Annotated in this window: 18 protein-coding genes; 10 read left to right on the top strand and 8 right to left on the bottom strand. The window is 70.9% G+C overall.

Going from position 1 to position 20,650, the window contains the following annotated elements:
* Positions 1 to 62: 62 nt before the first annotated feature.
* Both OG943_RS44115 and OG943_RS44110 read left to right on the top strand, forming a co-directional pair.
* Positions 63 to 1,307, top strand: coding sequence for an MFS transporter (locus tag OG943_RS44115; RefSeq protein WP_442874658.1), 1,245 nt, complete (start codon positions 63 to 65; stop codon positions 1,305 to 1,307).
* Positions 1,308 to 1,969: 662 nt separating this feature from the next.
* Complete coding sequence (locus OG943_RS44110; protein ID WP_328606804.1) at positions 1,970 to 3,196, top strand: GGDEF domain-containing protein; 1,227 nt, start codon at positions 1,970 to 1,972, stop codon at positions 3,194 to 3,196.
* Here OG943_RS44110 and OG943_RS44105 read toward each other — a convergent pair.
* Complete coding sequence (locus tag OG943_RS44105; protein WP_328606803.1) at positions 3,182 to 4,768, bottom strand: FAD-dependent monooxygenase; 1,587 nt, start codon at positions 4,766 to 4,768, stop codon at positions 3,182 to 3,184. The genes OG943_RS44110 and OG943_RS44105 overlap by 15 nt on opposite strands.
* A gap of 72 nt (positions 4,769 to 4,840) precedes the next feature.
* Between OG943_RS44105 and OG943_RS44100 the strand changes: the two genes are divergently transcribed.
* The 4 genes from OG943_RS44100 (at position 4,841) to OG943_RS44085 (ending at position 7,703) form a co-directional block, all read left to right on the top strand.
* Positions 4,841 to 5,581 carry a TetR/AcrR family transcriptional regulator gene (locus tag OG943_RS44100; protein ID WP_328606802.1) on the top strand — a complete coding sequence of 247 codons (741 nt, stop codon included), beginning with the start codon at positions 4,841 to 4,843 and terminating at the stop codon, positions 5,579 to 5,581.
* An 86-nt stretch (positions 5,582 to 5,667) separates the two neighbouring features.
* Positions 5,668 to 6,468: a heavy metal-binding domain-containing protein gene (locus OG943_RS44095; protein WP_328606801.1), complete on the top strand. Its 801-nt coding sequence runs from the start codon at positions 5,668 to 5,670 to the stop codon at positions 6,466 to 6,468.
* Positions 6,469 to 6,480: 12 nt separating this feature from the next.
* Positions 6,481 to 7,299, top strand: a complete 819-nt coding sequence (locus OG943_RS44090) for a heavy metal-binding domain-containing protein (RefSeq protein WP_328606800.1) — start codon at positions 6,481 to 6,483, stop codon at positions 7,297 to 7,299.
* Positions 7,299 to 7,703, top strand: coding sequence for a hypothetical protein (locus OG943_RS44085; RefSeq protein WP_328606799.1), 405 nt, complete (start codon positions 7,299 to 7,301; stop codon positions 7,701 to 7,703). The genes OG943_RS44090 and OG943_RS44085 overlap by 1 nt, the downstream gene beginning before the upstream one ends.
* A 290-nt stretch (positions 7,704 to 7,993) precedes the next feature.
* Here OG943_RS44085 and OG943_RS48565 read toward each other — a convergent pair whose 3' ends face one another.
* Both OG943_RS48565 and OG943_RS44075 read right to left on the bottom strand, forming a co-directional pair.
* Positions 7,994 to 8,185: an SDR family oxidoreductase gene (locus OG943_RS48565; protein WP_442874657.1), complete on the bottom strand. Its 192-nt coding sequence runs from the start codon at positions 8,183 to 8,185 to the stop codon at positions 7,994 to 7,996.
* 388 nt (positions 8,186 to 8,573) lie between these two features.
* A complete protein-coding gene (locus OG943_RS44075) occupies positions 8,574 to 9,185 on the bottom strand; it encodes a TetR/AcrR family transcriptional regulator (protein WP_328606798.1) in 612 nt (203 codons plus the stop codon).
* 117 nt (positions 9,186 to 9,302) lie between these two features.
* Here OG943_RS44075 and car point away from each other — a divergent pair, with 117 nt between their 5' ends.
* Entirely contained in the window at positions 9,303 to 12,833 is a 3,531-nt protein-coding gene (car, locus tag OG943_RS44070; protein WP_328606797.1) for a carboxylic acid reductase, read from the top strand.
* A gap of 93 nt (positions 12,834 to 12,926) precedes the next feature.
* On the opposite strand, the gene OG943_RS44065 is transcribed toward car, so the two are convergent.
* Together OG943_RS44065 and OG943_RS44060 are read right to left on the bottom strand one after the other, a co-directional pair.
* A complete protein-coding gene (locus OG943_RS44065; RefSeq protein ID WP_328612335.1) occupies positions 12,927 to 13,508 on the bottom strand; it encodes a GTP cyclohydrolase II in 582 nt (193 codons plus the stop codon).
* A 25-nt stretch (positions 13,509 to 13,533) separates the two neighbouring features.
* The gene (locus OG943_RS44060) at positions 13,534 to 14,973 is read right to left on the bottom strand and encodes a carbohydrate kinase family protein (protein ID WP_328606796.1); all 1,440 of its coding nucleotides are present in this window, start codon (positions 14,971 to 14,973) and stop codon (positions 13,534 to 13,536) included.
* 505 nt (positions 14,974 to 15,478) lie between these two features.
* Here OG943_RS44060 and OG943_RS44055 point away from each other — a divergent pair.
* The gene (locus OG943_RS44055; protein ID WP_328606795.1) at positions 15,479 to 16,543 is read left to right on the top strand and encodes an OmpA family protein; all 1,065 of its coding nucleotides are present in this window, start codon (positions 15,479 to 15,481) and stop codon (positions 16,541 to 16,543) included.
* A 19-nt stretch (positions 16,544 to 16,562) separates the two neighbouring features.
* The gene (locus tag OG943_RS44050; protein ID WP_328606794.1) at positions 16,563 to 17,426 is read left to right on the top strand and encodes a hypothetical protein; all 864 of its coding nucleotides are present in this window, start codon (positions 16,563 to 16,565) and stop codon (positions 17,424 to 17,426) included.
* Positions 17,427 to 17,502: 76 nt separating this feature from the next.
* Here OG943_RS44050 and OG943_RS44045 read toward each other — a convergent pair whose 3' ends face one another.
* Together OG943_RS44045 and OG943_RS44040 are read right to left on the bottom strand one after the other, a co-directional pair.
* On the bottom strand, positions 17,503 to 18,354 hold the full coding sequence (locus OG943_RS44045) for an SCO6745 family protein (protein WP_328606793.1): 852 nt from the start codon (positions 18,352 to 18,354) through the stop codon (positions 17,503 to 17,505).
* Positions 18,355 to 18,444: 90 nt separating this feature from the next.
* Positions 18,445 to 19,461, bottom strand: coding sequence for a S1 family peptidase (locus OG943_RS44040; RefSeq protein WP_328606792.1), 1,017 nt, complete (start codon positions 19,459 to 19,461; stop codon positions 18,445 to 18,447).
* Between the two features lie 321 nt (positions 19,462 to 19,782).
* Between OG943_RS44040 and OG943_RS44035 the strand changes: the two genes are divergently transcribed.
* Positions 19,783 to 20,220: an SRPBCC family protein gene (locus OG943_RS44035; protein ID WP_328606791.1), complete on the top strand. Its 438-nt coding sequence runs from the start codon at positions 19,783 to 19,785 to the stop codon at positions 20,218 to 20,220.
* Between the two features lie 31 nt (positions 20,221 to 20,251).
* Here OG943_RS44035 and OG943_RS44030 read toward each other — a convergent pair whose 3' ends face one another.
* The gene (locus tag OG943_RS44030; RefSeq protein ID WP_328606790.1) at positions 20,252 to 20,560 is read right to left on the bottom strand and encodes a GNAT family N-acetyltransferase; all 309 of its coding nucleotides are present in this window, start codon (positions 20,558 to 20,560) and stop codon (positions 20,252 to 20,254) included.
* Positions 20,561 to 20,650 lie beyond the last annotated feature (90 nt).

The raw sequence follows: 20,650 nt of genomic DNA, 5'->3' as shown, positions 1-20,650 counted from the left end.
AGACGACCCACCCGAGCTGCCGGGGGTTGCTCCACGTGGCCGAGCCAGGACACTCTGATCACATGAGCCCGGCTCCCCCGACGTTCCGGAATGTGTTCGGTGTGACCGAATTCCGGGCACTCTGGCTGGCTCACGTGCTGTCCGTGGCCGGCGACCAGCTGGCCCGCGTGGCACTGACAGTGCTCGTGTTCGACCGGACGGCGTCGGCCGGCTGGGCCGCGCTGACGTACGCGCTCACCTATCTGCCGGACCTCCTCGGTGGCGCGCTCGGCGGGCTCGCCGACCGGTATCCGCGACGGTCGGTGATGGTCGTGGCGGACGTGCTGCGGGCCGCGCTCGTCGCGGTGATGGCGATCCCCGGGCTGCCGTGGCCCGTCGCCGCGGCGCTGCTCGTGGTGGTCCAGCTGGCGGCGGGCCCGTTCCAGGCGGCGCGCCAGGCCGTGCTGCCGGACCTGCTGGGCGAGGACCGGCTGCCGGTCGGCCAGGCGATCCTGTCCTCGACCTACCAGGCCGCGCTCGTGATCGGCTTCGGCGCGGGCGCGGCGGTGGTCGCGTGGCTCGGTGTGGCGGGGGCGTTGTGGGTGGACGCGCTGACGTTCGCCGTCTCGGCGCTCGCGCTGCGCTGGGGGCTGCGGCCGCACCCGGTGGAACGGGTGACTTCGCCCACGCCGCAACGGTTGTCCCAGTGGGCCGCGCTCGTCGCGGGCTGCCGGCTCGTGGCGCGGGACCGGAAACTGCGGTCGCTGCTGGCGATCGCCTGCTGCTGCGGGTTCTACGTGATCCCGGAGGGGCTGGCGGTGCCGATCTCCGCCCAGCTCGGCGGGACGGGGGTGCTGGGCTGGCTGCTCGTCGCGAACCCCGTCGGCACGGTGCTGGGCGCGCTGCTGATCAGCCGGCTCCCGCGGGCGCGCCAGCTGCGGCTGCTGGGCCCGCTCGCGGTGCTGACCAGCCTCCTGCTGCTGCCGACGGGCTGGGCGCCGGGGCTGGTCCCGATCGTCGTGCTCTGGACGCTGTCCGGCATGTGCTCCGCGCACGACCTCATCACGCAGGTGCAATACAGCCTCTCCGCGCCGACGGAACAGCGCGGCCAGGTGATCGGCGTCGCGATCGCGGCGCTGCGGGCTTCGCAGGGGGTGGGCATCGCCGCCGCGGGCGCGCTCACGCAGGTGCTCGCGCCGACCGCCGTGGTCAGCGTCGCGGCGGCCGCCGGGGCGACGGCCGCCGCGCTGGCCGCCACAGCCTGGACGCGCGCGGCGTGGTCCCGCCGAAGCCCCCTCGGCGGGACCACACCACCCGCTGTCCCTTGACCGGTCCTCGTACCCGGCTGTCGTCTCGTTCACCTCCTCGGACCGGATCTGGTGATCACGCGGTCGCTCGGCCTCATCGGGTCCAGTTGTTGTCGCGCACGCCTTTCACCTCCTCGCCGCAGTTCCTTCGCTCGGGACGGGGTTCAGCAGGTCCAGTTGTTGTCGCGCACGGGCTTGCCTCCTTCCGATTCGCACAGGGACTGATCAGCACGGCTCAACGGGTCCAGTTGTTGTCACGCATCGGGCCACCTCCTCCCGGTTCGCATCGGGGCTGGTCAGCGGGCTCAGCAGGTCCAGTTGTTGTCACGCACAGCGCGCCTCCTCTCACTCGTTCCGTCACGGTCGGTACCGGCGACTACGTCCAGTTGTTGTCGCGCATGGTCGGCACCTCCTTTCCTGCTCCATGGATTCCCAGGTCGACCGGGGGTTTACCGCCGATCGTCGTCACGCACAGTCGTCACCTCCCCTCCGCGACGCCCGGGCGCTGGGCTGTCCGGGCGAACTTGCCCGGGCTGCTCCCATAGTCCGGGCCACGAGCGTCACACGAAGCGCCTCGTCGTTTACGGTAGAAAGCCAACCGGGTGAGGTGAAGAGTGCGCGGAGGAACAGACCGGCCGGACAGCTGGTTCAGGGGCTGGCGGCTTTGGCGGTTGCCTCCCCGCGTGCGCACCTACGTGCTGGTGGTGAACGTCGTCGCGGTCGCCTCGTCGGTGGGCACCGCGTGGCTCGCGCCGGTGCGCCACCAGGATCTCGTCCGTTTCGGCGTGCTCGCCGTGTGCGCGGTCGCCGCGATCGAAGCCACCCGGCACATCGAGCGCCAGCGCGAGTACAACCGGGCGCCCACGGTCGCGTACGTCGACACCAAGGCTGTGTGGAGCATCGCGGCCGTCATCGCGCTGCCAGCCGTGCTCGCGTCGGCGATGGTCGTGCTCACCTACGCGGTGGCGTGGTGGCGGATCTGGCCGCACGAACGGCCCGTGCTCCCGCACCGCTGGATCTTCTCCGCCGCGACCGTGCTGTGCGGCACGCAGGCCGCCGTGCTCGTGCTCAGCCTCGGCCTGCACCACTACCCCGGCATCCCGGATTCCGGGTTCCTGTCCGGCCTCGGCGACCTCGCCGTGATCGCGCTGGCCGCCGTGCTGCGGTGGGCGATCAACACGGCGCTGGTGATGGTCGCGATCGCGCTGTCGAGCACCCCGCGGTCGATCAGCGAGCTGTTCTCCGGCTTCGGCGACCAGATCCTGGAGGCGGGCGCGATCGGCCTCGGCCTGGTCACCGCCACGCTGCTGGTGCTGGCCAACCCGCTGGTGCTCGTGGGAGTCGTCGTCGCGCTCGTGGCCCTGCACCGCGGCCTGCTGCTCACCCAGTTCCAGCGCGACGCGCGCACCGACGTCACCACCGGGCTGGCCACCAAACGCTGGTGGCGCACCATCGCCGAGCAGTACCTCGAGCGGGCCAGGGCGGGCCACGGCACCGTCGGCGTGCTGCTGCTCGACCTCGACCACTTCAAGTCGATCAACGACACCTACGGTCACCCGACCGGCGACCTGGTGCTGCGCGAGATCGCCATCGCGCTGCGAGACGAGATCCGCGAGCAGGACGTGTGCGGCCGGTGGGGCGGCGAGGAGTTCGCCATCGTCGTGCCGAACGTGCCCAGCATGGCGCACCTCGGCCAGCTCGCGGACCGCATCCGCCGCCGCGTCCCGCGGGTCGCGGTCGTCCTGCCCGACCGGGACACGGTGATCACCGACGTCACCGTGTCCATCGGCTGCGCCCTCTACCCCGCCGAGCACCTCACCGGCGTCGACGACGTGCTGGTGGCCACCGACACCGCGCTCTACCGGGCCAAGCAGGCCGGCCGCAACCGCGTGGAGCTAGCCACGGGCTGACGGGCCGAGCCAGGTCTCCAGCGCCTCGGCCAGACCCTCGCCCGGCCCGGCCCACGCCACGTACCCGTCGGGCCGCGCGAAGGCCGACATCACCACGTCCGCGAAGGCCGTGGCACGGGCCTCGACCACGGTCAGCCGCCCCGCCCAGCGCGCGGCCACCTCGCCGCCGAAGCCGCCGTCGAGGAACACCGCCCGGCCGGACGCGAAGTGGGACGCCAGGGTGCTGCCGTCGGTCAGCGGCAGATCCGGCGCGCGGTGCCCGACCAGCGGGTGCGCGCCGGGCAGGTCGTAGTGCTGCCACACGCCGGCGATCCGCTTGACCACAAACGTCGCGCCGTCGCGAGTGTCCAGCAGCTGGCCGACGACGGTGCGCAGGGCGTCCGCGCGCGGGCTCCGGTCCAGGCTGAGCGCGGTCTGCGCCATGCTCCACTCCTGCACCCACCGGCCGATCGGGTGCCGCTCGGCGACGTAGCTGTCGAGCAGGTCCGCCGGCACGTCCCCGCGGACCACGGCGGCCAGCCGCCAGCCGAGCCCGAACGCGTCACCGAGGCCCAGGTTCAGGCCCTGCCCGCCGGCGGGCGAGTGGACGTGCGCGGCGTCGCCGGCCAGCAGCACGCGCCCGCGCCGGTAGGTCTCCGCCTGGCGCGTCACGTCGGTGTAGCGCGTGGCCGTGTGGACGGCCGTGACGGTGACGTCGAGCCCGCTGACCCGCCGCAGGCTCGCCTGCACCTCCTCGGCCGTCACCTCGCCGTCCGGGACGGTGCCGATGGGCTCGACGGTGTGCACCCGCGTATCGCCGCCACCCCAGCCACCGACCACGTACGACCCGCCGGGGCCGTGCTGCCAGCCGGCACTCTCGTCAAGGCTTTCGATGTCCGAACCAGTAATGTCCACAGTGGCCTGTCGTCCGAGGAAAACCGCGTCCACGCCAGGGAATCCGATGCCGGAGAGCTTACGAACGGTACTGCGGCCGCCGTCGCAGCCGACCAGCCAGCCGGCGCGCACGGAGGTGCCGGCAGCCGCCACCGTCACGCCGGTTTCGTCCGCCTCGAACCCCGTCACGGCCGCACCGCGCCGGATCTCCACGCCCAGCTCCTCCGCCCGCGCGGCGAGGATGTCCTCCAAGTCCTGCTGCGCGACCACGCCGGTGCCGTACAGCTCGGCGGTCATCTCCGGGTCCTCGAAGTCGAGCCGGTCGGCCCGCACGCCGATGCCCGCGAAGTGCCCGACGAACGGGAGATCGGGCGGCTTCGGCGAGCCGTCCTGAGGCCGGACCTCCGACCGGGCCGCCTGCGCCGCTGCCTGGAACTCCGCCTGCATTTCCGGCGTGATCTGCTTGGGGTCGAACCAGGACAGCGCCGCCGCGCTCACGGCGGGCAGCAGCCCGCGCAGGTGCAGGGCCGCGGCCGTCGGCGTGTTCACCGACCGCGCCCCCATCGACCCCACCCGCCACGGCCGCACCACCTCGGCGTCCCGCTCCAGCACCAGCACCCGCGCCCCGCCCAGCCGCAGCTCGGCGGCCAGCAGCAGCCCGACCGGACCCGCGCCCGCCACCACCACGTCGTAGTCCATGACCCCACCCCCAAAACTGAGAACATCGTTCGCAATAACTCCGACTCTACCCCGTGCGGGACAATGACTGCCATGGATCAGCCCGCCCCCGTCATCTGGATGCGGCCCGAGCAGGGCGCCCGCGGCCCGAAGGCGGCGTACCGGCGCGACGACGTCGCCGCCGTGGCCGTGCGCGTCGCCGACGCCGAGGGCATCGACGCCGTCTCGATGCGGCGGATCGCCGCGGAGCTGAGTGTCGGCGTCGCGTCGCTCTACCGCTACGTGCTGCGCAAGGACGAGGTCCACGAGCTGATGACCGACGCCGTGATGGCCGAGCTGGCCGACGCCCGCACCACCGGCGACTGGCGCGCCGACCTGCGACGCTTCGCCCACCTCCTGCGCGAGGTCTCGCTGCGTCACCCCTGGTTGCCCGCACTGTCGGCGGGCCGGCCGACCCACGGCCCGTACAGCCTGCGCTGGACGGAGCTGACCCTGGCCGCGTTCGACGGCACCGGCCTCGGCACCGACGACATGCTGCTGGCGCTCGGCACGCTGTTCTCGTTCGTCCGCGGGCACGTGCAGGCGGAGCTGGCCGAGCAGGAGGCGATCCGCCGCTCCGGGCTGAGCAACGACGAGTGGCTGACGCAGCAGGGCGAGTACGGCCCGGCGATCATGAACAACGGCGCGTACCCGCGATTCAGCCGCGTGATGGTCGAGGCCGAGACGCCGCACGCGGCCGACCGCCTGCAGCAGGCCTTCGAAGCCGGCCTCGATCGTGTCCTCACTGGACTGTCGGCCACGATTACGGAGGATGTTCCGGACAAACAGCCCTGATCGCCGCTTCCCGGCTCCGACCAGCGCTCCAGTCGTGCCACGATGGTCGGTGAGGGCCCGCCGCCACGGGCCGCGAGGAGGTCCGAGTGCCCGACTGGGATGGCCGTGGGCTGCCGCCGGTCGCGCGGGCGCGCGTCGACCGGTTCGCTTCTTCGGGCCTGCACACCTCGCTGCTGAGCGTGCCGGCCGCGGTCGGCGCCGAGGTCGTGGGCTTCACCGCCGTCGGCGAGGTGATGGGCTGCATCGTGGAACGGCTCGGCTGGGCCCCGGTGTACGGCATGACCCCGAACCAGCAGGTCGGCCTGTACGCCGACGCGCTACGCCAGGGATACGGCGTCGCTCTCGACCGGCTCCGGCTGGAGGCGCAGGCGATCGGCGCGGACGGCGTGCTCGGCATCACCCTCTCCGTGACCCCGCTCGACGAGACCATGCAGGAGTTCGTCGCGCTCGGCACGGCCGTGCGCGCGGACTCGAAACAGCGCCCGGGCCGGGTCTTCACCACCGAACTGCCGGGGCAGGACGTCGGCAAGCTGATGCAGGCCGGCTGGGTGCCCGCGGACATCGTGACCGGCATCGCCGCGCACACCACGTTCGACTACAACATGCAGTACCAGACCACGATGTGGGCCGGGAACATGGAAGTCGACGCGCACACCCGGCTCGTCACGCACGTGCGGGCCGACGCGCGGAACCAGTTCCGCCGCGCCGTGAAGGCCACCGGCGCCGACGGCGCGATCGTCTCGCGGATGACCCTCAACACCTGGCAGCTGGGCGAGGTCGGCGTCGCCGGGGTGTCGAGCGTCTTCGGCACCGCGATCGGCCGCTTCCACCGCGGGGCCGCCGCGCCGACGTCCGCGCTCACCATGCTGCCGCTGAACCGAGTCTGAGAAGGAGGCCCTGTGACCACTGTGGACCCCGCTGCGCAGCACATCCCCGAGGATGCGATGCGCCGGCTCGCCGAGATGCGGCCGGGACAGGCGACCAGCCTGTTCACTTCGGACCTGAGCGTGAACGAGTTCCTGCTCGTGCGCGAGGCCGGGTTCCGGCCGCTCGGGCTGGTGCTCGGGTCGAGCATCTACCACGTCGGCTTCCAGATGGGCCGGTGGAGCAAGAACCAGGAGCTGGACCGGCTTTCCGCCGCGATGTACCACGCCCGCGAGCTGGCGATGTCACGCATGGAGGCCGAGGCCGACCTGCTCGGCGCCGACGGGATCGTGGCCGTGCGGCTGGAGATCGAGTTCAAGGAGTTCGGCAACGACCTGGCCGAGTTCGTCGCCGTCGGCACCGCGGTGAAGGCCGACGAGCCCGGGGAATGGCGCAACAACACGGGAAAGCCGTTCACCTCCGACCTGTCCGGCCAGGACTTCTGGACGCTCGTGCAGGCCGGCTACGCGCCGCTCGGCATGGTGATGGGCACGTGCGTCTACCACATCGCGCACCAGCGGTTCCGCCAGGCGATGGGCAACATCGGGCAGAACGTCGAGATCCCGCAGTACACCGAGGCGCTCTACGACGCACGTGAGCTGGCGATGTCACGCATGCAGGCGGAGGCCGAGCAGCTGCACGCCGAGGGCATCGTGGGCGTCCAGCTGCTGTCGCAGTCGCACCGGTGGGGCGGGCACACCACGGAGTTCTTCGCGATCGGCACGGCCGTGAAGCCGCTGCGCGCCGACCACCACATCGCCAAGCCGCAGCTCGTGCTGCCGCTGACCGACTGATGGCCGGTTCGGAGCTGGACTTCCACCTGCTGGTCGCGACGCTGCGCACCGACCGCGCCGACGTCGAGTCCTACAGCCGCGTGCTGTCCGAAACCCTGGGCGCGGCGCTGCCGCCGGGCATGGTCGAGGTCGACCGGCGCCGCACGTTCGCCGACCGCGTGGCGGGCCGCACGGGCCAGCCGGTGGAGGTGCGCGTGACCACGCCGGACCAGCTGCTGGTGCTCACCGCCGGCCGGGGCGGCGGCGTCGCGGCCGAGGTCCGCCAGGTGGTGCGCGGCGTGGTGATCAGCCGCCGCGACACCGAGCTGGACGAGTGGCTGACCGTGCTCGCCTCGAAGCTGCAATCCTTGGCCTCACGGGACGAGCGCGCCCGCGAAGCACTGGCCCGGCTGCTCGGCGGCTGACAGTTGTCCGATGTGGACTGAGGTGCACGCCGCCCGGCCCGGTTGGGCTCGGATCGGGCAGCAGATCTCCTCGCACCGTTTAGCCGCAGTCTCTTCACGCCGCCAGCGTCTTGTGGCTCTGGCGGGTTGCGCCCCAATGTGGCGTTCGGTGCGTCCAACGCACCGAACGCCACATTGGGTGCGTCCAACGCAACCAACGCCACATTGGGGCGCTGTGGGCCGAGCCGGAGCCGGCGCACCGCAACCAGGCAGAGAAGGCGGAATCACGCGACACTAGCCGACCAGCGCGGTCAATCGACCAGCGCGCCGCAGCTGATGTTGGCCGTCGCGGCGGTCATGCAACGAGCCCGGTCCGACGCGACGAAGGCGGCCACCGCGCCGACGTCCGCGAGGGTCGCGGCGCGGCCGAGCATGGTGCTCCGCGCGATGCCGCCGGCGATCTCCTCGGCGCCCGGCATCCCGGGCGTGAGCGTTTCGGGCACCCGCCGGTGCGCAGCGTGACCGTGCGGACGCCGTACTGCCCCAGCTCCGCGGCCAGCTGGCGGCGCATCGTCTCCAGCGCGTGGAACGCGACCTGCAGCCGACGGGCCGCTCGTAGTCCGCGAGCGACAGGTCGACCAGCGGGATGCCCTGGACGTCGCCGTGCGTGATGACGTTAATCGAGACGTCGATGCTCCCGGCCGCCGCGACCACGGCGTCGGCTCCCCAGATGCCCCCGGCCACCTTCTCGAGCTTGGCGCGCGTCCGCCCCGCAAGGAACACCCGGGCCCCTTCCTCGGCGAACCCCGCGCGATCGCCCCGCCGATCGCGCCGCCCCCGCCGTAGACGACCGCGTTCTTGCCTTCAAGCAGCATCGACAGGTCGAACGGGTCAGGCCCCGAGCAGCCGGCGCGTGGCCCCGGCGATGGCGTTGGTGGCCATTTCCGCGGCGAGCTCGGCCGAGCCGCCCGCGTCGAGTAGCACCGACTGGGTGAACATCGGGCTCAGGTGGGCGGCGACGGTCTGGCGCAGTTCTTGCGGCGCGGCGCCGTTGCCCCCGGCGGCGCCCCAGACCGTGACCGTGACGGTGTCGAACATGCCTTGAAGTGCTTGCCGGTGCTCGGAATAGGCCTGCGCCAGCCGCTCGGGCAGGCGGCGTGAGGCGAACTCCCAGTACAGCCGTCCCCCTCTCGCCGACCGCTGGTGCATCACGCGGGCGAAGTCGGCCAGCCAGGCGCGCCAGTCCTCGCCGGAGCAGTCCGCCATGGCACTCAGATAGTCGGCCGACGCGGCCGCGATGGCCGCGCTCAGCAGGTCCTCGCGGGTGGCGAAGTAGCGGAACACGGTCCGGCGGCCGACTTCGGCCAGCTCGGCGATGTCGTCCATGCTCACGTCGAGCCCGCGGTCGATCATGCCGAGCTTCGCGGCTTCGAGCAGCGCGTCGACCGTGACCTGCCGCCGCTGTTGCTGCACCTGGGTGAGTTCCTGCGTGTTCTTTGTCATGCCCGCGCCCCCTTCGAAGGGTTGACACTCACGAGTGCCAAGGTGGCACACTGTAGTTACACGATGACACTCTGAAGTGCCACTTCTTGCGTGCCCCCAGCAGGATAGGAGACGGGATTGACATCGACCGATTCACAACAGTCACGGCTTGAGCACCGCATCGCGCAGCTGTACGCCACCGACAGCCAGTTCGCCGACGCCCGGCCGATCGAGGCCGTCACCGAGGCGTCCGAACAGCCTGGCCTGCGGCTGCCGCAGATCGTGCAAACGCTGATGGACGGTTACGCCGACCGGCCCGCCTTGGGGCAGCGCGCGACCCGGCTGGTCGAAGACCCGCAGACCGGCCGAACCGCGCTGGAACTGCTGTCGAGGTTCGACACGATCACCTACCGCGAGACCTGGGATCGCGCCCGCGCGATCGCGACCGCGCTGACCGGCGACCCGGTGCGCCCCGGCGACCGGGTCTGTGTGCTGGGTTTCGCCAGCATCGACTACACCACCATCGACCTGGCGCTGATCCGGCTGGGCGCGGTCTCCATCCCCTTGCAGGCCACCGCCCCGCACGACCGGCTGGGACCCATCGTCGCCGAGACGGGGCCGAACGTGCTCGCGTCCAGCCTCGATTCGCTGGACGACGCCGTCGAGCTGGTACTGGCCGGCCCGTCGGTCAAGCGGCTCATCGTGTTCGACTACCACCCCGAGGTCGACGACCAGCGCGAAACGTTCGAAGCCGCCCGGACCCGGTTGGCCGAAGCGGGCGGCCCGGTGGCCCTGGAGACGCTGGCGACCGTGCTCGAACGCGGCCGGTCACTGCCGGCGGCCCCGGCGGCCGTTTCCGATGAGCCGGATCCGCTGGCGCTGTTGATCTACACCTCCGGCAGCACCGGCTCGCCCAAGGGGGCCATGTACCCCGAGCGTCTGGTGGCCAATTTCTGGCGCCGGTCGGCCGCGTGGCTGCCGGGGGTCCGGGGCTCGTCCGGCGCCGCCCCGTCGATCGTGCTCGGCTTCATGCCGATGAGCCACCTGATGGGGCGCGTAATCCTGTACACCGCGCTCCGCAACGGCGGCACCGCCTACTTCGCCGCCAAGAGCGACCTGTCGACCTTGCTGGAAGACCTGGCGCTGGTGCGGCCGACCGCGCTGGACTTCGTGCCCCGGATCTGGGAGATGCTCTTCCAGCACTTCCAGAGCCAGCTGCACCGGCGAGCCGCCGACGGGCTCGACGCCGCGACGCTGGAGGCCGAGGTGGTGGCCGACATGCGGCAGAACGTGCTCGGTGGCCGGTTCCTCTCCGCGCTGACGGGCTCGGCCCCGATCTCGCCGGAGCTGAGGGCGTGGGTCGAATCGCTCACCGACCTCCACGTGATGAACGCGTACGGCGCGACCGAAATCGGCATGGTGCTGCGCGATGGCCTCGTCTCCCGGCCCCCGGTGATCGAGTACAAGCTCGTCGACGTCCCGGATCTGGGCTACTTCACCACCGACCGCCCCCACCCCCGGGGCGAGCTGGCGGTGAAGTCCGTCAACGTGTTCGGCGGCTACTACAACCGGCCCGAGGTCACCGCCGGGGTCTTCGACGCCGACGGCTTTTACCACACCGGGGACATCGTCACCGAGACCGAACCGGACCACCTGGCCTACCTCGATCGCCGCAACTTCGTGCTCAAGCTGTCCCAGGGCGAGTTCGTGACGGTCTCCAGGCTGGAGGCGGTGTTCGCCGAAAGCCCGCTGGTCAGCCAGATCTACGTGTACGGCAACAGCGCCCGCACGTACCTGCTCGCGATCGTCGTGCCCACCGAAGACGCGCTGGCGAGCACCGGCGGCGACGCGCTGAAGTCCTCGATCAGCCGCTCGCTGCGTGACATCGCCAAGACGGCGGCGCTGCAGTCGTACGAGATCCCTCGTGACTTCCTCGTCGAAACGACGCCGTTCAGCCTGGAAAACGGTCTGCTGACCGACATCCGCAAGCTGGCCCGGCCCAAGCTCAAGGAGCGTTACGCCCCGCGGCTGGAGCAGCTCTACCAAGATCTGGCCGAAGCGGAGACCGACGAGCTGCAGACTCTGCGCCAGGGCGGCGCCGACCGGCCGGTGCTGGAGACGATCATCCAGGCCGTCGGCGCCCTGCTCGGCACGTCCGCCGACGAGCTCCGGCCGGAGTCCCGGTTCACCGAGCTCGGCGGGGATTCGCTGTCGGGGCTGACCTTCGCGAACCTGTTGCGCGACATCTTCGGCGTCGAGGTGTCCGCGGGCGTCCTCGTCAGCCCGGCGAACGACCTGAGGAGCATCGCCGCCCACATCGAGAAGCTGCGTGCCCCCGGGGCCAAGCGCCCGACCTTCACCGCGGTACACGGCCAGAACACCACCGAGATCCGGGCCGCCGACCTGACCCTGGACAAGTTCCTCGACGCCGAGATCCTCGCGGCGGCCCCGAACCTGCCCAGCGCCGGCCCGGAGGCGCGCACCGTCCTGCTGACCGGTGCCACCGGTTTCCTCGGACGCTACCTCGCCCTGGAATGGCTCGAGCGTCTGTCTATTGTGGATGGAAAGCTGATCTGCCTCGTCCGGGCCAAGGACGACGCGGCCGCGCGGCAACGCCTGGACGAAACCTTCGACAGCGGGGACCCGGAGCTGCTGGCGCACTACCGGTCGCTGGCCGACGGTCACCTCGAGGTACTGGCCGCCGACAAGGGTGAGCCGAACCTCGGGCTGGACCAGGCCGTCTGGCAGCGGCTCGCCGACACCGTGGACCTGATCGTCGACCCCGCGGCCATGGTCAACCACGTCCTCGGCTACGACCAGCTGTTCGGCCCCAACGTCGTGGGCACGGCCGAGCTGATCCGGCTCGCCCTCACCAGCCGGCTCAAGCCCTACACCTACGTGTCGACCCTCGGCGTCGGCGACGGGATCGAACCGTCGGCGTTCACCGAGAAGGCCGACATCCGGGAAGCGAGTCCGGTCCGCAAGTCCCGTGACAGCTACGCGAACGGCTACGCCGACAGCAAGTGGGCCGGCGAGGTGCTGCTGCGCGAGGCCAACGACCTGTGCGGCCTGCCGGTCTCGGTCTTCCGCTGCGACATGATCATGACCGACACCCGGTACGCCGGTCAGCTCAACGTGCCCGACATGTTCACCCGCACCATGCTCAGCCTGGCCGCCACCGGCATCGCGCCCGCCTCGTTCTACGAGCTGGACGCCGACGGCCACCGGCAGCGCGCCCACTACGACGGGCTGCCGGTCGACTTCATCGCCGAAGCGATCACCACCATCGGCACCCAGGTGGTGACCGGGTTCGAGACCTACCACGTGTCGAACCCGCACGACGACGGCATCTCGATGGACACCTACGTCGACTGGCTGATCGAGGCCGGCTACCGAATCGAACGCATCCCCGGCTACGACGCGTGGCTGCAGCGTTTCGAAGCGGCCATGCGGGCCCTGCCCGACCAGCAACGCCAGCATTCCCTGCTGCCGCTGTTGCACAACTACCAGCGGCCGACGCCGCCGTCGGACACCGGCATGGGTTCGGCGGAGCAGTTCCGCGCGGCCGTGCAGCGGGCGAACATCCCACCGGACAAGGACATCCCGCACATCACCCCGACCGTCATCGTCAAGTACCTCAGCAACCTCAAGTTGCTCGGGCTGCTGTAGTTCGTCGCGGGTGGGCGGGCATTGCGCTCGCTCACCCGCTTTCGGTCACGCCGCGGCCAACGGACGGCCCGGACGGAATCGACACGGTCACGCTCAGCTTTCCGGCGGATCCGCGTGCCGCGTCAGCTGACGATCCTTGGCCGCCAGATACTCGCGGGCCCGCTCGCCCAGCCCCGAAATACGCAACGGACGCTGGACGACCTCGATGCCCGCTTCTTCCACAGCGGCGACCTTCGCCGGATTGTTGGTCAGCAGTGTGACCTTCCGCAGCCCCAGTTCATCAAGCAACTCGACCGCACCGTCGTAGTTCCGGAGATCAGACGGCAGACCCAGCTCCCGATAGCTGGAAAAAGTGTCGATCCCCAGCTCCTGGCTGAGCGCGTAAGCCCGGGCTTTGGTCAGCAGCCCGGCACCACGGCCTTCCTGATCCAGATAGATCAGCACGCCGGATCCCGCAGCATGGATGAGTTCGAGCGACCGGTTCAGTTGCGCACGACAGTCACAGTCGAGGGAATCGAAGACCTCGCCGTAGAGACAGCGTGAGTGGATCCGCACCAGACAGCCCTGCCCGGGCTCGCCGAATACCGCCGCACAAGGTGGGTTGGCTTCATCCGACTGGCCGGCTTTGAGGACAAGAACCCGGAAGGGCCCCTCGGCACCCGTCAAGGAGTGCACACCCACCCGCCCATCGGTCTCGCAGCTACCCTGAGCCTTCCAGCTTACGATCAACTTCCTGGGGAGTCGGAAAACGCTCGAGTCCCTCTAACGCAGGTTTGATGGTTGTCGCCGCCACGATCCAGTCTAGGGCATCAACACTGAGCTTGCGACCAAACTTGAGCAGCCAGAAGGCAAGGGCGGCGGAGAACACCTCCCGAGAACCCGGCGCATCGTTGAGCGGCAGAGACGAACCCTCGACCGTCGCGGTGAGATCTCTCGACCAGATCCGGCAGCCGAACTTCTCCACCGCGCAGACCGCGCCGACCCCCAGCCCCAGGAGGAGCGGCACCACGAGGCCGAAATCTTCCTCTCCCGGATCGGGGAGAAGACGGCGAAGCTCCCATTCGCTGCCGACGAGGTAGTCGACGCTGCCCAACTGCCCGTAAAGGTGCTGAGGGGTGTCGAGGGGCGGCGAGGGCTGCAGCACGACCAGCGGCCGGTGCGGCTGATGTGCCGCCGCACCCAGTGCCCACCGCACCACGTCCACGGCTGGCTCGAAGGTCACGAATACAACCTCCGCATCAGTCATCGCGCTCTGGAAGGCAGGGCTGCGCATGTCCGCGGTCGACAGTGCGACCTGGCTTTCGTTCTTCCAGCCCAGGTAGCTGGCGTTCCCCTCCTGCGTCACGATCACCCCGGTGACCGGCGTTGTCGCACCGGGCACGATCTTGATCAGGTCGTCCCGGAGACCGGTGTCATCGATGGTCTGCAGGATCTGTTTGCCCCAGAAGTCGTCCCCGACCGCCGTCATGAGCCGGGGGGCGAACTCCATCTGCGCGGCCGCGACGGTGAGGTTCAGCCCCTTGCCACCCGGGCGGCTCTCGAACAGTTTGGCCTGTGTCGAGGTCCCGGCGGCGGGAAAGTAGTCGACGACGAAGATCTGGTCCATCACCGCGCCGCCGACGACGACCACGGACTTCGCGTCGGCCGGGGGCATGCGGTCCGGGCGGGCCGGGGACGGGGCCGGCGAGCCCGCGCACTCCTCCGCCAGGCGCGCGAGGGTCGCGGCCTCCAGGGAACCGCGCAGGCCGCGCACGGTCACGGCCACCGGGGATGGGGTGGCGTCGAGCAGGGTGTGCAGTTCCGTCCAGTGGTCCGCCAGCGCGGCGCGGCGCTTGCCGAGGTCGTCGGCGTAAACGCCGGCCAGGTCGGCGCGGCCGGTCATCCGGTCGCGCAGCAGGCCGAGCGCCAGCACGGCGTCGGCGACGATCAGGTCCGTCGGCGGCAGCCGGCGCGCGGCTTCGGTGACCACCCGCACCACCGCTTCTTCGACCGGTGACCCGGCCGCGACCGCGGACTCCACCGCGGGCAGCGTGACCAGCCGCGACAGGTCCACCTCGGTCGTGCCGAGGCGCTCCGCCTTGAGGCCGCTGCGCTTGCGCAGCCCGAGGAACGCACCCTGGATGCCGTCGACCTCAGCCATCACCTCAGCCTAGCCCTCCCGGCAAATGCCTGAGCCACCGGTGTCATTTGCTTCCGGAACGGAATTCGACCAGCGCGGCGGCCCGATCGGCCACCGCTGGCGTCAAAGAGCACTGGCTGATGGACCATTCGGGGGCACACCTCCGGCCGTTCGCCGGTCCGAGGTGGCAGGAAGTCACCGTGCAGCGGACCGAGTGGGAAACCCTTCGCGTCGAATCCATCTCGGCAATTGACGCTCATCTCAGGCAAGTGTCATCCTGGGCTTGCTCATGGACCCTAGGGAGGTCGTCATGAAGCCCAGAACCGTTACACCGGCCCTGCCGGTCGATCCGGCTGGAACTGGTTACTTTCCCATTGTGCGGCGGTTTCGGTCGCCCACGAGGAAGGCTCGCCGCGGCCTTTCCGTCGGTTTGGCAATTGCCGTCACTGCCCTGCCACTTCTCCTGGCCGGCTGTGCCATCCCCCCGCGAAGCTTCACGCCTTCGGGTGGCGAACGGGTGGTCGTCGTGGTCAGCGGGACCGCGAACGAGCCGAAGCCCTTCGCCACGGCGGCCGCGCTGAAGGTGCTTCGCGACGCCGCCGACAGCACCGACGTTTCCGCGCAGGGGTCCGGCAAGAGCAGCGTCGCGCTCATCTCCGGGGCCGACGGCGGTGACGCGCAGCAGGTTGTCCTCACGCCCCGGCGGGCGGACGGGGCACTGGAGCACGGGCTGAACCGGCCCGCGCTCGTCGACCGGAACGTGCAGGACGCGGCGGACGTCATCGCGGCCAGCGCGGCCCGAAAAACCGGCCTCGACCTGCTCGGCGGCATCAACGACGCGGTGCGCGGGATAAGCCCCGGCACGCTCGTCGTCGACAGCAACGGGCTCGCCACCGCCGGCGCGTTCGACCTGCGGCAGGTCGGCTGGAACGCCGACGCGGCCACCATCGCGGGCCGGCTGAAGGCCGCCGGGCAGCTGCCCCACCTCGACGGCTGGCACGTGCTGTTCACCGGGCTCGGCGCCGTCTCCGGGGCCCAGCCGCCGCTGCCCGAGCCCGCCCGCGACACGCTCGCGCGCTACTGGCAGGCGATCTGCACGGCGGCAAATGCCCTCTCCTGTGACGTCGACCAGAGCCGTGTGCCGGCCCGGCGCCCGGCGGCCACGGTGGCCACCCCCGTCGTGCCGGTCCCCGGCGTCCAGTCGGTGGTGGGACCGGACGGCCGGATCAGCACCACCGTCTCCGACAGCGCCCTCGGCTTCAGCGGTGACTCCGCCGCCCTGTCCCCCGCGGCGAAGGACCTGCTGGGCTCGCTGGCCGGGAGCATCTCGGCCCGGCTCGCGGACCGGCCGGACGCGCCGGTCACCATCCGCGGCTACGCGGCCGACCCGCCGGGCTCCACCGCCACGGGCCGGCAGGAACTCGCCACGCTGCGGGCGCGCACGGTGGCGGCGGCACTGACCGGGGCCGGCGTCACGAGCCCGGTCGACGCGGCGGGCGCCGGCACCCAGCCCGGCGTGACCGCGATCGTCGGCGGCCGGTTCGACGAACCGGCCGCGGCCCGGATGCGCCGGGTCGAAATCACCTACTGAGGATCACGGAGGCAAGGCCATGTACAGCAACGACGAGACGCGTTACCTCCCGTCACCACGGCCTCCCGCGGAAGCTCGCGGGGGCTCCACTGTCGCCGGTGAACGGCTGCTGGCCCGGATCCGGGAGCTGCAGTACCTGTCCGCCCGGGTCCTCGACGAGCCCGTGGTCGGACCGCACGGCCAGAACCTGACCGCCGGCGAGGCCCAGGCCAGAGCCGACCTGCTCGACGACCTGATCGAGCTGGAGCAGGTGCGCGGCAGCCTGCGCCACCGCCGCGTCAACCGGCTGACCCGCGTGCTCACCCTGCTCGCGGTGACGATCGTCGACCTGCCGATCATGCTGTGGCTGGCCAGCTCCGTGTTCAATGTGGACTGGAGCGACCCGCTCGGCCTGCCGCTGGCGATCAGCGTGGTGATCTCCGTGCTCGCCACCGGCGGCGCGGCCACCGCGCTGCACCACCTCGGGCACAACCAGCGGCAGCACAAGAACCACCGCCGCCAGCTCGTATGGGCCGAGCTGACCACCGGGGCCAAGCTGAGCCTGGTGACGGTGGGCCTGCTGGTGGGCCTGATGGGAGTGGTCATGTTCGTCCGGGTCTACACCGAGGGTGTCCTCAGTGGACTGTCGGATCTGGCGGTGCTGCTGGCCGTGCTCGTCGCGCTGGTGATGGTGGTTTCGGCGACGCTGGTCTTCTGGACCGCTTTCCGCGACGGCTCCCTCGACCAGGACGACCTGCGCCACTACAGCGAGACGGCCCGGCCACACCTGCTCGCCAAGCGCCGGCTCGAGGACGAGGCCTACGAGCTGCGCTGCCAGTACGACCTGTTGTGCCGCCGCACCGGCGAAGCGGAGCCCGGCCGCGTCCCCACACCGGCCGACTGATGCGCCCTGAAGGCCACCATGAGGGTCGGATATGCCCTCATGGTGGCCTTCAGGGACTCGGCTCGGTGAAGGAGTTTCACGGCCGTGGCAGGCCCATCGGGTTCGGTACCGGCACCACGCCGGTGTCGACGATCACGCGGCTCAACCTCGTGGCCAACGCGATGACACGCTCGACGTCCGCCGCACCGAGCGCTTCCAGCGGTCCGGCGGCGAGCCAGTCGGTGGTGGCCTCGACATGGTGGCGGAGGGCGGCGCCGGTCTCGGTCAGCCGGCCGGCGGGGTCGAGCAGGCCGCGCCCCAGCAGCCGCGAGCGGGACGCCTCCCACTCCTCGTCGGTCCAGCCGCGGGCGCGTTGCAGCAGCCCACGGGTCGTCGCGCCGGTCGCGATGTGGGTCAGGCCCGCGTCGAGCCCGGTCAGCCCGGCGGCCACGGACGCGAGGACGTGACCGTCGCCGCGGTGTTCGCGGAGCACGCAGGTCGCCAGCCACAGCCGCGCGAGCAGCCGCGGCGGGCGCGGGATCGCGGCCCACGCCGCGGCCAGCGGGCGGCCGTCGAAGCGGCAGCCCGCGACGGCCCATTCCAGCAGCCCGGTCAGCTCGGCCAGTCCCGCGTCCGGCAGCACCCGCGCGAGCACCGCCTCCACCGCTTCCACCCGGGTGCGCAGCACGTCCTCCGGGCTCGCGAACTTCCACGCGTCCGGCAGCGCGCGGGCCACCATCCCGGGCGCGAAGCCGAAGAACATCGACGTCACCGGAGCCGGCCCGACCGGGCCCAGCGGCGCCGCGCGACCGGCGAAGTACCCCATCCACCAGCCGCGCAGACCGACGTCCTTCGCCGCCGCCGCGGGCTCCGGCGCGAAGTAGACAACGGCGTGCACCGGCTCCAGCGCCACCCAGAACCGCCTGGCCAGGCTCGAATTCGGCTCCATGAACAGCCAGCGTAATAGCCGGAACCGCGAAGAAAGCCCCCTCCACCGGACGGTGGAGAGGGCCTTCTCGAAGAGAGATCTACCGGAGGATCAGGCCAGCTCGAGGCCGTAGGACTGAAGCTCCAGGGTCAGCGGGTAGAAGTAGCTGGTCACGGTGTCGCCGCCGGACAGGGTGCCCAGGCCCTTCGAACCGTCGTACGCCGGGCCGCCCGAGTCGCCGTGGTCGGTGTGGGCGGTGGTGCCGAACTCGTGGTTGAGGACACCGACGTCGAAGTTGACCGACTCGTCGACCGAGGTGACCTCACCGCTGCCGCCACCGGTGGTCGAGCCCTGCTTCTCCATCTGCTCGCCGACGGTCGGCGTGCCCGCGCTGGTGATGGCCTGGCCGGTGTTGATCTCGCCCGGGCCGGAGCCGTTCGGGCGGGTCAGCAGGCCGGAGTCCGCACCCGGGCAGTCGCTTTCGACGACCTCGGCACCGGAGACGTCGCCGCCGGACCAGGTGCCGCCGAGGTTGGTGCAGTGGCCCGCGGTGAGCAGGAACGGCGAGCCGCCCCGGGTCACGTTGAAGCCGAGCGAGCAGCGGCCCTGGTCGTTCTGGATCGCGTCGCCGTCGGCGATGTAGAGCGACAGCTTCCCGGTGAGGTGCTGGACGCGGGCCGAGTCGCCCAGCTTGGCGGCGGCCGCGGTCACCTTGTCCGCCGTGGCCTTCGAGGCCGAGTCGTAGATCTTGACGACGACCTGGTTGTTCTTCGTGTCGATGCCCCAGGCGGTCTGCGGCACGTCCTTCACCGCGTCGAGAGAGTTCTTCGCGGAGGTCAAGGCAGCGAAGCTGTGCTTGACCATCTTCGTGGCGAAGCCGGCGGCTTCGGCCTTCTGCTGCGAAGCGGCGTCGGTGACGTTGACGACGGCCTTGCCGTTGTCAAGGAAGATGCCGCCGCTCGCCGCGCCGAGGCTGTCGGCGACCTGCGTGGCCTGACTGATGGCCTGCGCCTGCATCTGCGCGAAGGCCACCGGGCTCGCGGACGCGGCCGACGAGCAGATGCCCGCCGTCAGCGCCGCGGCCGAAAACAGGGTGAAACTCGCGACGACCGTTTTCCGGGAAGTCATGGAATCTTCCTCCAGTTGTGCTGGACGGATCCTGCGTGACCGGGGGCCACGCACCACGGGGGGGGGACGCCCCACACTTTTGTTGCCCAGAAACCGATGCACTACCGACGAAGGTTGGTTAATAACCAAGGTATCGGACAAACCGGACTCCCGGCAGTCGTTCGGCCCAGCCTGATTGGACCGGACGGCCCTGCCCAGAACGGGTTTATCCGGTCATCGGGGCGGCTAGGGCGAAAACCCCGCACACGGGGTTGCACCGAATGGCGGAGCCACCCGCGCGAGTGAGGCCGGACGTCGCGCCGTCCCCCGCTACGCTCAGGCGTGCCCGACACCGAGCTGCGCCATACCTTCACCGTGGCGGCCGCCCCCGCCGCCGTTTCCGCGCACCTGGCGGAGCCCGCCAACTACGTCGGCCTCTCACCCCTCGTCGTCGAGGTGCGCGACGTGAGCCGCGAAGACGAGGCGACGCGCTACACGGCCGTCGAGCGCTTCCGGTTCCTGGGCTTTCTGCGGCACGACAACCCGATCGTCGTCACGCTCCACCTGGACGGCACCGAAGCCGTGTACGGCGATGTCGTCTCCCCCGGCGGCGTACGCATCGGCTACCGCTTCGACCTCGAGCCGGACGGCGACGGCACGCGCGTCACCGACACCCTGCGGCTGCACGCGCCGTTCGGCCTGCTGCGCTTCGCCGCGTCGCGCGCCCGAGCGGTTCAGCTGGCCCGCTCGGGCATCCTCACCGGACGGCTCGAAAGCTAGTCCACAGAGGACTTGTTATTCAGCACACTCATTATTCGGCAGAAGTGCCGTCCGGCCAACGGACATGGTCGCCATAGCCGGGATTCTTCCGGAGGTACCCGGCGATGAACGGGCACACCGGCACGATCACCCGGCCCCGCTCCACCACCTCGTCCAGCGCCGCCTTCGCGAGCACCTTGCCGAGGCCGCGGCCGCCGAACGCGTCGTCGATCTCGGTGTGCGTGAACACCGTCAGCTGTCCGCGTTCGGTGTACGCGGCGAAGCCGGCCAGCTTGTCGTCGGCGAACACCTCGTAGCGGCTCTCGTCGTCGTTGCGGACAACGCGGGTCTCGTCGCTCATCGTCACTCCTCGCAGTCGGGGCATCCGGGTGAACGCCGCAGGCCCCTCCACACTTCCCGGTCCGGGCCCGGCCGCGGCCCGGCGGCGGCG

It is taken from the genome of Amycolatopsis sp. NBC_00345, from assembly GCF_036116635.1.
Taxonomy (GTDB): domain Bacteria; phylum Actinomycetota; class Actinomycetes; order Mycobacteriales; family Pseudonocardiaceae; genus Amycolatopsis.
Note: the sequence above shows the minus strand (reverse complement) of the source record. Positions and strands in the feature narration are given on the sequence as shown.